We start from the raw sequence: 13138 nt of genomic DNA, 5'->3' as shown, positions 1-13138 counted from the left end.
CCCCGTCGTCCATGAAGACATCATTCCGGAGCGAAGAGTCCCCACCCCGTCGACGTTCGGTCAATCAACGTCGTTTTTCGGTCATCCACTTCATCGCGTGCGCCACAGCTTCCTTGATCGGGAACGCCATGGCGGCCGCGTTCCCCAGCTTCCCCTCTCGCAGGCTCACGCGGGGGAAATCCGCACCGATCAGTTCGAAATCACTGTCGTCGAGTTCGATGTCCCGGTATTCGAACCACTCACGCCGGCCACCCGTACCGACCACGCAGCGGTACAGCCGCGTCGGGATATCCGGAATCTTGTATTCAGCCAGCCGGTATTCAGCGAGATGGAATGAGGTGCACACACCGAATCCCACATTGATCATCAATTCCCGCGCGCCGGCGGCGGCGAGTCTGCCCAGCGGGGAATCCTCACCGAGGTGGCAGTCGGCGGGATGGTCCTTTACCAGCTCTTCGGCGCGCGCGCCCAGCGCGGCGAACGAGGTCTGGGGGTGGCTGCTGCGTACCGCGCCCGGAGAGAGCCGGACACATTCAGCCAGCCGGCCCATCCCGGGACACGGCGTACGGGCGGGGTCGAAGGCGGGCATCGAGGCGAGGAAGCGAGCCCTGGCGTCCTCGGTGAGTCCGGCGGTCTGCCGCAGATGGGCCGCCGATGTCGTGGAGTTCTCCGGGGTGAAGGCCGGGACCACCAGCGTCCCCCCCTCGCCCAGGACGCCGAGGAGCGCGTCCCGCAGCGTCCGCGCGTCCAGCCCCGTACCACCGAGCGCGGAGTGCACCAGCAGCGTCATCCCCTCCGTGACCCCGAGCGCTCTCAGCTCGGCGGCCGGCCCGGCCTCACCGGCCACGGGCTGCCTCCTCCCACTCGTCCCACAGGGCGGCGACCAGGCTCCTGCCGCTGATGGTCAGTTCGGCCGCGCCCTCCAGAGCTTCCAGCGCCTGCCGGGTGTGCGCCAGGGTGCGCGCACGGTTCTCTCCCGGGTACGCGGCGAGCGCCACGCCCTCATAGGCGCCGGCCAGCACCTCCGAGACCGGCACCGGCTCCTGCCGCCAGGGCACCCGGTGCGGCCAGGAGCCGTCCTCGGCGTAGAGATCGGTGACATCGAGGAGCGCGCGCAGCTTCCCCCGGCGCACGGCGCGCAGCAGGCCCCCGGGGGTGAGGCCGGGCAGGGAGACACCGATGGCTCCGTGCCCGTGCCGGCCGACCGCCGGCTCGCCCGCGGTCAGCGGGGTCACCGTGGTGAGCCGGGCGGCGGCGTCCTCGGCGTGCACGGGGACGGCGGCCCGCAGCGCGGACCAGGTGCGCGCGAAGCGCCGGCTCCAGTCGGCGGCGCCTGCCAGGGTGAGGCGCTCCCCGACGGGCGTACCGAAGCAGTCGCGGTACGGGTCGAGGTCGTCCAGCGCGAGATCGGGGGCCCCGTCGCAGTCGGTCCTGCGCAGCGGCTGCCAGTCGGCGGTGGCCTCGTCCGGGCGCGGAACGCGCAGTTCGGCGCCCGCGCTTCTGACCAGGAAGCCCTTCTCGGCGCGGCGGACCTCGGCGCTGCCGCTCGCGGCGGACCCGGTGAGACGTAACGCCCCGTAGGTCGGCAGGTGCAGCAGACCACCGGAGTACGCCACGGTGACGGGCAGATCGAGCCCGCCTCGCAGGGCCCCAGCGGCGACATGGGCGGCCAGCCTGCCGGGGGTGCCGGACCGGCCCAGGCGCAGGGCGTCCAGGCAGCTGAGCAGCCAGCTGCGGGCGTAGGGGTGGGCGAGCACCGTGTCGAGCCCGTCGGACCGCTGCTCGACCTCGCCCGCCAGCTCCCAGGCCCGCGCCCACTCCTCGCCGCCGCGGCCGGCCAGTTCCGTGTGCAGCGCGGCGAGCAGAGTGCGGGTCAGCTCCTGCTGTCCGGCGGCCAGTTCCCGCGGATCGGTGAGCGCGGGCGAGGTGGCGGCCGGCGCGGTGCGCGTCTCGATGCCGCGGACCAGTGCCTCCAGATCGGTGCAGTAGACGCTCTCCTGGTCGAAGGAGCCCGCGCGGTAGCGGTGGGTGTAGAGACCGCCCCCGCAGGACCGCACGACGGGGCACTCCCGGCACTTCTCGCCGACACCGGCCAGGCCGAGCTGGCGGGCGCGGACCCCGGGGTGGGCGGCCACCTCGTCGAAGGCGTGGCTGAAGACGTCGAACCCGGTGAACGCCGCGCCCTCGTAGGCGCTCTTGAGGGAGTCGACCTGCTCCAGCGTGCCGTCGGTCTCCACGACGACCAGGTCGGTGGGGGCCAGGCCCAGTGACTCGGTGAGGCTCGGACCGCCGCCCAGCGTGGAGATGACCGACTCGAAGAGCCGTACGGGGATCTTCCGCCCCTGCGCGTCCCAGCGGTCGAAGACCGTCAGGATCCAGTCGGCGTAGGCGGTCGGCGCTCCGGCCGGCCGGTGCGGGGGGTCGTCCCAGGTCGCGTGCGGCAGCAGGAAGTCGATGCGCGGCGGGGCGAGCTCGGTCAGCGCGTCGTAGACGGCGACCGGGTCGTTCAGCACGTCGATGGTGCAGAGCAGACCGAGGTCGAGATGGGCGTACCGGTCCTGGCGGAGCAGCTCGACGGCCCTGAGTACCAGTGGATGGCTGGTGCGGCCGTCGGCGAAGCGGCGGTGCCTGTCGTTGGAGGCGCGGTCCCCGTCGAGGGAGATGCCGACCCGGACGTTGAACTCGTCGAACAGGTCGAGGTACCGGGGGCTGAGCTGGAGGCCGTTGGTGTGGATCCGGAGGTCGAGCCCGGCGGTCCCTTCGAGGGCCCCGGTGAGCTCCTCACAGACGCGGCGCAGTCGTGCGGGGCCTGCCAGCAGTGGCTCCCCTCCGTGCAGGATCACTGACACGGAGGGCAGGTCATGGGTCCTGGCGTGCTCCGCCAGTCGCAGAGCTGTCCAGTGGACCGCCTCGTCAGAGATGGCCTTGGGCCGCGTGCGCCAGCTCTGGTCGGCATGTTCGTAGACATAGCAGTGGTCACAGGCAAGATCGCATCTGCTGTGGACCTTGAGGACGATCTCGCGGAATGGGACCAGGGGTCCTGTCATTCCGCCAGTCTAGAGCGCCGAATTGAAGGTCGATGCCCTCATCGAGCGACCGGTCGAAGCGGAGAGAACCCGGCCGAGCTGCTTGACAGCCTCGGTACCGCGCACATCGATCTCGGCCAGGGGGACACGCGGCTTCTTTACAGCGGCGGAAGAGGCTGAAGTTACGGACATGATGAGGCCGCCTTGAGGGATGTTTTCTGGACATGGGCAGGAATGCCGATACTTGCACCGTTGCAGTGTCGGCGGGTCGACTTTACCCTCAACCAGACCGAAGGCAACTGAGCGCGACCGGACGCTCGGAAGAACGTCGCACAGAGTGTGCTCCAGAATTCCGGAACACGCCATTCCACCTAAAGAGTGAAGACAGAAGTCGCAGACGGGGGTTCATGTGACGGCGTTTCCCGGTCCAGAGCGGAACCCAGAACACAGCATGGTCTTCCGGAGCGCCGATCTGCCCGGGCTGTTCCACCGGGCCGACGCCCACGCCATCGCCAGGCAGGGCGAGGCCGTGGGCTCCACCCGGGCCCAGCTGGTGCTCCTGGTGGTGGGTGCCGCGACGGCGTCCCTGCCCTGGCGAGCGGAGCTCGGGGGCGGCTTCCAGGCCATCGGCGTACTAAGCACGCTGGCCTACGCCGGGGTGCTGCTGCTGACCTTCAGCACCTCCCGCCGCAAGGCCAAGGCACAGTGGCAACTCAACCGCTCGGCAGCCGACTTCATCAAGTCGATGTGCTGGCGCTACGCCGTGCACGGCGCCCCCTTCGACGCCGGGTCGGCCGATGTGGACGAGTTGTTCATCGGCCGCGTCGGGGAGCAGCTGGAGGAACTGCGCACGGTGGGCTGGGACCAGGAGACGCCCGGCACCGACCTGATCACCCCCGGGATGCGTTCGCTGCGGGCCAGGTCGTTCGAGGTCCGCAAGGAGACCTACGTACGGGACCGGCTGATCGAGCAGCGCAACTGGTACCGGCGCAAGCAGGAGGTCTCCCGCGGCGCCACCCTCCTGTGGTCCAGCGCCTTCGCGCTGCTCACCCTGGTCGCCCTGGCCTTCGGGGTGCTGCGCGCCCTCTCCATCAGCGAGAACACCGAGGTCGCCGCGGTGGTGTCGGCCGCCGCGGCCTCCGGTGTGGCCTGGAGCGAATTCCGCCGGCACCAGCCGCTGATAGCGGCGCACGCGCTGGTGGAGGAGAAACTCAAGGCGCTGCATCTGGAGATGGAGAGCCCCCTCACCGAGAAGCAGTGGTCGGCCGCGGTGTACGAGACCGAGCGGGTCGTCTCACCGCAGTACACCGACTGGCTCGCACGGCACGGCAGTTGAGCCGGCTGACCGGCGGTTGACTCAACGTCGCACGTTCAACGCCCCGCGGACCCGAGGCAGCGATCGTTTTCAGTCACGTTTCACGCCCTCCCGCCAGATGACGGTCACCGGCTTGCCCGCGTCCAGGGCGTAGCCGACGATGTCGCCCGTACCGCCGAGGCCGCGGGAGGGCAGACCGTCCCAGACGGCCACCAGACGGTCGCAGTTGTCTGCGATATAGGCGCCGGCCGCGTAGTAGGCCTCGTCCGTCGAGTGCGGGAAGTCCATCCGGACCTCCTGGGTCGCCCTGCCTCTGAGCCGGCGGTAGCCGGCCAGCTCGCCCGCGTCGCGGAAGCCCAGTTCGTAGTCCCCGCTGGGGATGACCGCGGTCAGCTCGGCGCCGTATTCGAGCGCGATGCACGCGAAGAGCTGGTCGGCCCCCGCGGCCAGGCTGGAGAGGACCTCCAGGGGCCCCTGATGGCCGCCGAGCAGGGTGCGCAGCGCCTCCCGCACATGGGCGATGGCGTCGGGCGGAATACTGCGGTGTCCGGTCACTCCGATGCGCTTCATACGCCCCCGCCTTCTGTGAGCTCCCCGCTCCCCCTGACATCCTCTCAAAAGTACGCAAGAGCCCCCGCCCGGAATCCCGGACGAAGGCTCTTGCGCCGCTGTGTCGGCGGGGCGGCGGCGGCCACCCGAGGGGGCCCGGTCAGTAGACGCTGACCCCGTAGGCGCTCAGCGCCTCGGTGACGGGCTGGAAGAAGGTCGTACCGCCCGATGTGCAGTCACCGCTGCCGCCCGAGGTGAGACCCAGGGCCTTGGAGCCCGCGTAGAGCGGGCCGCCGCTGTCACCGGGCTCGGCGCAGACCGTCGTCTGGATGAGTCCGGAGACGACGTCCCCGCCGCCGTAGTTGACGGTGGCGTTCAGCGCGGTGACCTTGCCGCTGTGGGTGCCGCTGGTGGAGCCGGTCCTGGTCACGGTCTGGCCCACCGTCGGGTTGCCCGCGCTGGTGATGTCCTGGCTGCCGGCGGTGCCGGCGTGCGGCACGGCGGAGTTGGTGTACTTGACGATGCCGTAGTCGTTGCCCGGGAAGCTGGTGCCGGCCGTCGGGCCGATGCTCGTGGTGTCCGACGAGTTGGTGTACCAGGCGGGGGAACCCTCGGTGCAGTGACCGGCGGTGAGGAAGTAATAGGTCGACCCACTGCGTACGTTGAAGCCGACGGAGCAGCGCCACTGCGAGGTGTAGATGGCGTCACCGCCCTTGAGGAGCTTACTGAAGGTGCCGGCGGTGCGCTCGACGCGGATCGCGCCCGCGTTGGCCCCGCTCCGCTGCTTGATCCGGCTGATCTCCGCCGATGAGACCGTGCTGTCCGCGGTGACGACAAGGGTGCCGGTCGCCTTGTCGACGTACCAGGCGGTGCCCGGGACATCCGCGCCCTGCACGGCGTTGCTCGCGGCTGTCAGCTGCCGGGGGCTGTACGCCGTGGCCTGCTCGGCGTGGGCGGTCGGGACCGTGAGTGCGGCCGCGACCAGCAGGCCGGACGCCACGGCGATCAGCCGGCCGCGTCTCGCGGGGCCGTTGTGGGGGGTGGTGCGCTTGATCCTCATATCAGTTCCTCCGGAAGAGAATCCGCGGGTCCTTTTCGGTGGGGGGACCCATGAGGCGCAGGCCGGGGCACGGCGGAACGCTCCCGCCGTGTCCCTGACAAACGCGCTGCCCGGAGTACAACGCGACCCGGCCACCGGGCGCAAGAGGGCCTCCCGGCCGGGCACGGTCGCTGCGGGGGTCTTCCGACTGGATCAGGCCGGGTCAGCGTGTACGCGCTCTGCGTTCACCCGCCGTGATCGCGACCGGGAGGGTGTTGCCCGGCGGCGGGAAGGGGCAGATGAAGTGCTCGGCGAAGGCGCAGGGCGGCAGCAGCGTGCGGTTGAAGTCCACCCTCACCGTGCCGTCGGCCGCCGGTGCGGACGGCCGCAGGAAGCGGAACCGGTAACTGCTCGTCCCGCTGGTGGTGTCGGCGAAGACCGCCCACAGCGAACCGTCCTCCTCCTGCGCGACCTGGAGGGTGTGCTCGTCGCCCGCCAGGTGGAAGGCGAGTTCGCCGGAGAGGCCGAGACCACGGTCGCGGCCGTCGGCGTTGGGCACCTGGACGGTTCGGCTCGCGCCGTAGGGCCGGTAGAGGCCGGGAAGTGCCCACTCCGGGTGGTACGGCGTGGCCTCGATCCCGGCGAACGCCCGCCGGTTCGCGGAGTCCGGGTCCCAGACCCGGACCGCCCAGAGCCCCTCCCTGCGCACCACGACCAGACGCCGCTCGCCCTGGGCGGTGCGGGCCATCGCGGGCGGGGCGTGGTCGGCGGTGAGCGCGGCCCGTCCGGTGAACGGCTTCCCGTCGAGGGAGAGCCCGTCACCGGCGGTGGCCGTCAGCACCACCTCGTCGCCGGCCGCCTCCCAGTGGCCCGCCACGCCCGGAATCCGTCCGTCCGGCGCGTCGTCGAGCCAGTGGGTTCCGGTCAGAGCCAGCGGACCGTAGGGCGCGGAGACCGTCGCCATGCGCTCTTCGTGCCACGCCCGCCAGCTGTCCGGTCCCGTGGCCGCTTCTTCCCCGGCGGCCCTGGACGCGGCGTCACGGGTACTGCCCGTTCCTTCTGTCATGGGATCAACCCTTCCATACCGGCTCGGCGAGACCGAGGTGGGAGCGGAGCGTCGGGCCGGTGTACTCGGTGCGGAACACCCCGCGCTCCTGGAGCAGCGGTACGACCCGGCCGACGAAGTCGTCGAGTCCGCCCGGGGTGAGATGCGGGACGAGGATGAACCCGTCGGCCGCGTCCGTCCGTACGAACTCGTGCAGTTCGGCGGCCACCGCGTCCGGGGTGCCGATGAAGGACTGACGCGCGGTGGTCTCGATGACCGTCTGCCGGATGGAGAGGCCCTTCTGCTGCGAGAGCGCCCGCCACTTCGCGGCGACGGCCGCCGGATCGGCCACCCTGACCCGCCCCTGGGCGACGTCCGATCCGGGATCGGGGTCGATCTCGGGCAGCGGCCCGTCCGGATCGTACGAGGAGAGGTCCCGGCCCCAGATCTGCTCCAGGGCGAGGATCGCGTTCTGCGGGGAGACCTGCTGCTCGCGGATGACCGCCGCCCGTTCCTCCGCATCGGCCGCGGTGTCGCCCAGGACGTAGCTGACCCCCGGCATGATCTTCAGCTCCGACGGCTCACGGCCGTACTTGGCCAGCCGCCGCTTGGTGTCGGCGTAGAACGCGCGGCCCGCGTCGAGGGTGCCGTGCCGGGTGAAGATCACGTCGGCGGACGACGCCGCGAACTCCCGGCCCTCGTCCGAGTCGCCTGCCTGGATGACGACAGGATGGCCCTGCGGGGAGCGTGGGACGGTGAACTCGCCCGCGATGTCGAAGTGCCGGCCCCTGTGCGCGAAGGGCCGCGGGTTGCCGTCGGGGCTCCAGGAGTCCCAGAGTTCACGCGCCGTCGCGACGAACTCGGCGGCGCGGGTGTAGCGGTCGGCCCGGTCGAGATAGCCGCCGCGCCGGAAGTTCTCGCCGGTGAAGGCGTCGGACGAGGTGACCACGTTCCAGGCGGCCCGGCCTGCGCTGAGGTGGTCGAGGGTGGCGAGCCTGCGGGCGAGTTCGTACGGCTCGTTGAAGGTGGCGTTCACGGTCGCGGCCAGACCGAGCCGGTCGGTGACGGCTGCCAGCGCGTTGAGCAGGGTGATCGACTCGGGTCTGCCGACCACGTCCAGGTCGTGGATGCGCCCCCGGTGCTCACGCAGCCGCAGCCCCTCGGCGAGGAAGAAGAAGTCGAACCTGCCGCGCTCGGCGGTCCGGGCGAGATGCTCGAAGGAGGAGAACTCGATCTGGCTCCGCGAGCGGGGATCGGTCCACACGGTGGTGCTGTTGACGCCCGGGAAGTGGGCGGCGAGATGCATCTGCTTCTGCTGTGCGGTCACGGCCGTCCCCCGGGGTTCTGCGCGTAGCGGCCCGCGGGACGGGCCAGGCCCAGATGCTCCCGGAGCGTCGCGCCCGGATAGAAGCGGCGCAGCAGGCAGTGGTGCTGGAGCACGGGGACCGTGCCGTCGACGATCAGCGGGAGGTCGCGCTCCACATCGGCGGGGAGCAGATGGAAGCCGTCCGCCGCGTCCTGCTCGTACCAGTCGGCGATCAGCCGGGCGAGACCCACCGCGTCGGCGCCGGTGTGCAGTTCGACCGGGAGCGAGACCAGGACACGCAGCTGGTCGGGGCTGCGGCCGTGGGCGGCCGCCCGGTTTCTGATCTCCTCCCTGAACGTACGGGCGGTGAGCGGGTCGTCGGCGCGTACGAGTACGACATCGGCGTGCCGGACGGCCGCCTCACGGGCCGCCGCGCCGGTGCCGTCGACCACGGTGACGGGGTGGCCCTGGGGCGGCCTGGGCACGATGGCTGGCCCCCGTACGGAGAACGTACGGCCGGTGAAGTCGGTGTAGTGCAGCCGGTCGCGGTCGATGAAACGGCCGGTGGCCACATCGCGGATCTCCGCGTCGTCGTCCCAGCTGTCCCACAGTCTGGCCGCCACGTCGGCGACTTCACCCGCCTCGTGCCAGAGGTCGGCGCGGGGCGCGGCGTCACGCCGTCCGAAGAGGGCGGCCTCGGCCGCGGTTTCCGACACCGCCGGGCTCCAGCCGGCCCGGCCGCGGCTGACCCAGTCCAGGGTGGCGACGGCCGACGAGACATGGAACGGCTCGGTGTGGGTGGTGGTCACGGCCGGTACGAGGCCGATCCGCCCGGTGTCCGGCGCGACGCGGGCGAGCACGGCCGGCGCGTCGGGTCCCGGCCGGGCGAAGGAGTCGTCGAGGGTGATGAAGTCGAGGGTGCCGCGCTCGGCGAGGAGCGCGAGGCCGGTGTAGTACCCGGCGTCGTACTGCGGCCGTCCGCCGATCTCGGCGGCGAGGTGGAGGGGTCGGGACACGGTCATGGTCAGGAGTCCTTTCACAGGACCTTGGAGAGGAAGGCGCGGGTCCGCTCGTGCTCCGGGTGGTCGAGCACGGCGGCGGGCGGGCCCTGCTCGACGATCCGGCCCTCGTCCATGAAGACGACCGTGTCGGCGGCCTCCCGGGCGAAGCCGATCTCATGGGTGACGACGATCATCGTGGTGCCCTGTGCGGCCAAGTCCTTGATGACATCGAGGACTTCACCGACGAGTTCGGGGTCGAGAGCCGATGTGGGCTCGTCGAAAAGGAGCAGACTGGGCTCCAGGGCGAGCGCGCGGGCGATGGCCACCCGCTGCTGCTGTCCGCCGGAGAGCCTGCCCGGGTAGGCGGACGCCTTGTCGGCGAGTCCGACCCGGGCCAGCAGCTCCGCCGCGGCCGCCTCCGCCTGCTTCCGTGGCCTCCCGAGGGCGGCCACCGGGGCTTCGGTGATGTTCTCCAGCACGGTCAGGTGCGGGAAGAGATGGAAGTTCTGGAAGACGAAGCCGATCCGGGTGCGCTGCTTGAGCACCTCGCGCTCGGGCAGTTCGTGGAGGCGGTCGCCGGAGCGGCGGTAGCCGACCAGGGCCCCGTCCACGCTGATCCAGCCGCGGTCCACCTTCTCCAGGTGGTTGATGGTCCGCAGCAGGGTCGACTTCCCCGAACCCGACGGGCCGAGTACGACGGTCACCTCACCGGTGCGGACCGTCAGGTCGATCCCCCGCAGCACCTGGAGAGGGCCGAAGCTCTTGTGCACGGACCTGATCTCGACCATGGCGGGGGCCGCCTGGTCGGACGCGTTCGCCAGGCTGGTCTCTTTCAGGCTTTTCGACACCGGGCCGGTGTGGGCCGGGGCTTCCTCCGTCGAGCCGGTCTTCGCAGTGCCGGTCTTCCTCGGACCGGTCAGGCCGGTCTTCATCGGGCTCGCTGTCATCGTGCGGACTCCTTGAGCAACGTGAGGGCGGCGCGCGCGGTGGCGTCGTTCTGCCGGAATGCTGGGGCGTTCGTATGCGGCCTGGCGAAGGCGCCGGCCGAACGGGCCGTGGTGTGCGGGCCGAGTGCGAAACGCCGCGGATGCGGACCCGTGCCGCGCTCCACGACCCGCCCGTCGGCCGGGTCCACGACGAGCAGTCCCGCCGCGCTGGACCGTGCCCCGTCCTCGTACAGCGCGTTCAGCAGTGCGCTCCGGGTGCGGGCCGGCGAGGGCGCGGGCAGCCTCGCCTCGACCAGGGCGCGTGCTTCGACGCGCTCCCCCGGAACGCTCGCGCTGCCCGCACTGAACACCCCGCGGCTCTCGTCGGCAGTGACGGTGATGCCCGCGCCGAGGAACCGCACCACACCGGCGCGGGACAGGGCGAGGAGCTGCCGCAGCCTCGGCCCGGGCGGGCCGGAAGCCAGAAAGCTGAAGAACCCGTGCCAGCGGGCGCCGCCCTCACCGGTGTCGCCGAGGCGGGTCAACTGCCCGTAAACCGAGAGCAGTCCGAGGAACACCGCCAGATCCGGGCTGTACGCCGGGTCGTGGCGGCGGGTGATGTCGGCCTCGATGCGGTAGCGCAGGCTCTCCTGGAGCGCGTCGAAGGAGTCATGGCGTACGCCGTCCAGCGGCCGGTCGAGCGCCTCGGGGTCGAAGCGGTCGGCCGGGTCGGGGACGGCGTCCTCGGTCAGCGCGGCCAGTTCCGGCGCGGCGGCGGCCGCGGCGTACTTCTCCTCGAAGACCGGCCAGTCGACGGTGGTGCGGCCGGGGTGCGCGGTGAAGAGCCGGTGGTAGTGGGCGAATCCGAGCTCCCGGTCGATGAGCGGCCGTATGTGGCGGTCGAAGTCGACCGGCCCGGGTCCGGCGAGCAGCTCGTCCACCTGCTCGGGTCCGAAGAACCGTGGCAGCGGCGGGCGTTCGCCGGCCCAGGTGTAGCCGATCTTCGCGTGGTACGGCACTCCACGCCGCGATCCGACGTACAGGACCGGCTCCCGGCCGGAGGGCAGGTACTCCCCCCGTGCGTCGTACCGGCCGCCACGCCCCTCAGTGAGGAGCACCATCAGGTCGATGAAGGCGAGGCCGAAGCCGCGGACGACGACCGGCTCACCGGCGCCGAGCACCGACAGGTCGCTGTCCGCGGTGAAGGCGGGCGGCAGATGTACGAGCCCGTACCGACGGGCGAACCGGGCCAGTTCCCGCTGTTCCCCGTCGGGGTCCGCGTCGAGGTGGCCGATGGTCAGCACCACCAGATCGGCGATGACCGGCTCGGCCTCCCCCTCCAGCCACACCTGCTGGCGGCCGTCGGCCGGGCCGCTGATCCGGGTTGCGCGCGTCCGGTGCCGGCGCACGGCTGAGCCCGGCGGCAGCGCGGCCACGGCCTCCTCGTAGACCCAGCGCAGATAGCCGCTCTGCGCCTGCCGGGTGGGGAAGGACCGCGGGTCGGCCCCGGACCACTCGGCGAAGTCGGGGCCCGGACGTACCGGGCCCTCCAGGGGCTGCGCGGACGCGTCGGTGAACATGGTGACGTCGGCCGCCATGGAGTTCATCCACAGCAGCGGGGACTGGTCCTCGCGCCAGATGCGCCCGCCGCCCGGCGGGTACGGGTCGATCAGATGGATGTCGAGCGGCCGGTTCCCGTACAGCGAGGGGGCGTTGGCGGCGAGCCGCTCCAGGAATCCGGTGCCGCGCGGACCTGCTCCGACCACCGCAACGGACGCCCTCACCGGGCACCGCGCGCGTAGTACCGCTCGATGTGGTGCTGGCCCGCGCTGAGCACCGAGGTGACGAGCGCGTACCAGACGGTGGCGACCAGCAGCAGCGGGATGACCTGGTACGTGCGGTGGTAGACGAGCTGCACGGAGTAGAGCAGGTCCTGGACGGCGATGACGGAGACGATCGACGTGCCCTTGAGCGTGCCGATGAGCATGTTCCCCGCGGGCGGCACGATCGACCGCATGGCCTGCGGCAGTACGATCCGCCGCAGTCTGCGCCAACGGCCGAGCCCCAGCGACCCGGCCGCCTCGGTCTGGCCGCGTCCTACGGAGAGGATGCCGCCGCGTACGACCTCGGCCGCGTACGCCGCCTCGTGCAGCGTCAGTCCGACGATGGCGACGGTGACCGGGCCGAGGAGGTTGACGGTCCTGACACCCAGGATCTGCGGGTAGAGCGCTCCGATGTTGAACCAGAACAGGAGCTGCACCAGGACCGGTGTCGACCGGAAGAGCCAGATGTATCCCCAGCCGACCGCGCGCAGAACGGGGTTGGCGGACATCCGCGCCACGGCGATCAGGGTGCCGAGGGTGAAGCCGAGCACCATGACGGCGGCGGTGAGCCAGAGGGTCAGGCCGAGTCCGCGCAGTACGGCGGTGGTGGCGAAGTAGTCACCGACGACGCCCCACTGGAAGGCCTCGTTGCGGACGACGGAGGTGAGGGCGCCGGCGAGCAGCACCAGCACCACGGCGGCCGCCGCCCACTGACCGGTGCGGCGGACCGGCACGATGCGCGGCACCGGGCCCTCGTCTGCCGGTGGTGCCTGGGAGAGCTGTGATGCCTGGGAGAACGGGGGAAGGGTGTCTGACGACGCGGACATGAGAAGGCTCCGTGGATACAGAGATCGAACACGGTGATGCCTTCACGCGGTGCAGCGGCGGACCGAGCCCCTCAGCACGGTCCGCCGCCGAGGCTACGGTGCTGGTTCCGTACGCTGTCAAGGGTGTCCACACTGTGGGCGTTACGTCCGACGGCAGTTGACGGGGTAACGAATGCCTGTTCCACTTGGGCCATGCATCCGCAGCAGTGGCTGGTCACGCGCTCCCACATCGACTTCGGTCGAGTGTGGTCCTCTTCCTGTTGAGCTGACCCCCGCACTTT

At 71.2% G+C, this 13138-nt stretch carries 12 protein-coding genes; 1 reads left to right on the top strand and 11 read right to left on the bottom strand.

Annotated features, from left to right (window positions below; translation table 11 throughout):
- Positions 1-64: 64 nt before the first annotated feature.
- The 3 genes from OG452_RS28695 to fxsA are packed head-to-tail and all read right to left on the bottom strand — an operon-like array spanning position 65 to position 3218.
- Positions 65-847, bottom strand: a complete 783-nt coding sequence (locus tag OG452_RS28695) for an aminoglycoside N(3)-acetyltransferase (RefSeq protein ID WP_405560308.1) — start codon at positions 845-847, stop codon at positions 65-67.
- Complete coding sequence (gene fxsBH / locus OG452_RS28690) at positions 837-3047, bottom strand: radical SAM/SPASM protein FxsBH, inactivated beta-hydroxylase extension form (protein ID WP_327298457.1); 2211 nt, start codon at positions 3045-3047, stop codon at positions 837-839. Before fxsBH ends, OG452_RS28695 begins: the two co-directional genes overlap by 11 nt.
- A gap of 9 nt (positions 3048-3056) precedes the next feature.
- Complete coding sequence (gene fxsA, locus OG452_RS28685; protein WP_327298456.1) at positions 3057-3218, bottom strand: FxSxx-COOH cyclophane-containing RiPP peptide; 162 nt, start codon at positions 3216-3218, stop codon at positions 3057-3059.
- 259 nt (positions 3219-3477) lie between these two features.
- On the opposite strand from fxsA, the gene OG452_RS28680 reads away from it, so the two are divergent.
- Complete coding sequence (locus OG452_RS28680) at positions 3478-4362, top strand: DUF4231 domain-containing protein (RefSeq protein ID WP_327298455.1); 885 nt, start codon at positions 3478-3480, stop codon at positions 4360-4362.
- Positions 4363-4431: 69 nt separating this feature from the next.
- Here OG452_RS28680 and OG452_RS28675 read toward each other — a convergent pair whose 3' ends face one another.
- From OG452_RS28675 to OG452_RS28640, 8 genes are all read right to left on the bottom strand, one after another.
- On the bottom strand, positions 4432-4911 hold the full coding sequence (locus OG452_RS28675; protein ID WP_327298454.1) for a hypothetical protein: 480 nt from the start codon (positions 4909-4911) through the stop codon (positions 4432-4434).
- Positions 4912-5050: 139 nt separating this feature from the next.
- Positions 5051-5950: a S1 family peptidase gene (locus tag OG452_RS28670; protein ID WP_327298453.1), complete on the bottom strand. Its 900-nt coding sequence runs from the start codon at positions 5948-5950 to the stop codon at positions 5051-5053.
- Positions 5951-6152: 202 nt separating this feature from the next.
- Positions 6153-6995, bottom strand: coding sequence for a DUF1684 domain-containing protein (locus OG452_RS28665; RefSeq protein WP_405560311.1), 843 nt, complete (start codon positions 6993-6995; stop codon positions 6153-6155).
- A 4-nt stretch (positions 6996-6999) separates the two neighbouring features.
- A complete protein-coding gene (locus OG452_RS28660) occupies positions 7000-8280 on the bottom strand; it encodes an NtaA/DmoA family FMN-dependent monooxygenase (RefSeq protein WP_327299817.1) in 1281 nt (426 codons plus the stop codon).
- Positions 8281-8297: 17 nt separating this feature from the next.
- The gene (locus tag OG452_RS28655; protein WP_327298452.1) at positions 8298-9302 is read right to left on the bottom strand and encodes an LLM class flavin-dependent oxidoreductase; all 1005 of its coding nucleotides are present in this window, start codon (positions 9300-9302) and stop codon (positions 8298-8300) included.
- Positions 9303-9316: 14 nt separating this feature from the next.
- Positions 9317-10069, bottom strand: a complete 753-nt coding sequence (locus tag OG452_RS28650) for an amino acid ABC transporter ATP-binding protein (protein ID WP_327299816.1) — start codon at positions 10067-10069, stop codon at positions 9317-9319.
- A 155-nt stretch (positions 10070-10224) separates the two neighbouring features.
- Positions 10225-11991 carry an FAD/NAD(P)-binding protein gene (locus OG452_RS28645; RefSeq protein WP_327298451.1) on the bottom strand — a complete coding sequence of 589 codons (1767 nt, stop codon included), beginning with the start codon at positions 11989-11991 and terminating at the stop codon, positions 10225-10227.
- Entirely contained in the window at positions 11988-12857 is an 870-nt protein-coding gene (locus OG452_RS28640) for an amino acid ABC transporter permease (protein WP_327298450.1), read from the bottom strand. The genes OG452_RS28645 and OG452_RS28640 overlap by 4 nt, the downstream gene beginning before the upstream one ends.
- Positions 12858-13138: the final 281 nt, after the last annotated feature.

The organism is Streptomyces sp. NBC_01197, from assembly GCF_036010505.1.
GTDB lineage: Bacteria > Actinomycetota > Actinomycetes > Streptomycetales > Streptomycetaceae > Streptomyces.
Note: the sequence above shows the minus strand (reverse complement) of the source record. Positions and strands in the feature narration are given on the sequence as shown.

What these genes read in the sequence shown, in the direction of transcription:
- fxsBH (WP_327298457.1), bottom strand. Translation starts at nt 3,047, where the DNA reads ATGACAGGACCCCTGGTCCCATTCCGCGAGATCGTCCTCAAGGTCCAC.
- fxsA (WP_327298456.1), bottom strand. Translation starts at nt 3,218, where the DNA reads ATGTCCGTAACTTCAGCCTCTTCCGCCGCTGTAAAGAAGCCGCGTGTC.
- OG452_RS28680 (WP_327298455.1), top strand. Translation starts at nt 3,478, where the DNA reads ATGGTCTTCCGGAGCGCCGATCTGCCCGGGCTGTTCCACCGGGCCGAC.
- OG452_RS28675 (WP_327298454.1), bottom strand. Translation starts at nt 4,911, where the DNA reads ATGAAGCGCATCGGAGTGACCGGACACCGCAGTATTCCGCCCGACGCC.
- OG452_RS28670 (WP_327298453.1), bottom strand. Translation starts at nt 5,950, where the DNA reads ATGAGGATCAAGCGCACCACCCCCCACAACGGCCCCGCGAGACGCGGC.
- OG452_RS28665 (WP_405560311.1), bottom strand. Translation starts at nt 6,995, where the DNA reads ATGACAGAAGGAACGGGCAGTACCCGTGACGCCGCGTCCAGGGCCGCC.
- OG452_RS28660 (WP_327299817.1), bottom strand. Translation starts at nt 8,280, where the DNA reads ATGCATCTCGCCGCCCACTTCCCGGGCGTCAACAGCACCACCGTGTGG.
- OG452_RS28655 (WP_327298452.1), bottom strand. Translation starts at nt 9,302, where the DNA reads ATGACCGTGTCCCGACCCCTCCACCTCGCCGCCGAGATCGGCGGACGG.
- OG452_RS28650 (WP_327299816.1), bottom strand. Translation starts at nt 10,069, where the DNA reads ATGGTCGAGATCAGGTCCGTGCACAAGAGCTTCGGCCCTCTCCAGGTG.
- OG452_RS28640 (WP_327298450.1), bottom strand. Translation starts at nt 12,857, where the DNA reads ATGTCCGCGTCGTCAGACACCCTTCCCCCGTTCTCCCAGGCATCACAG.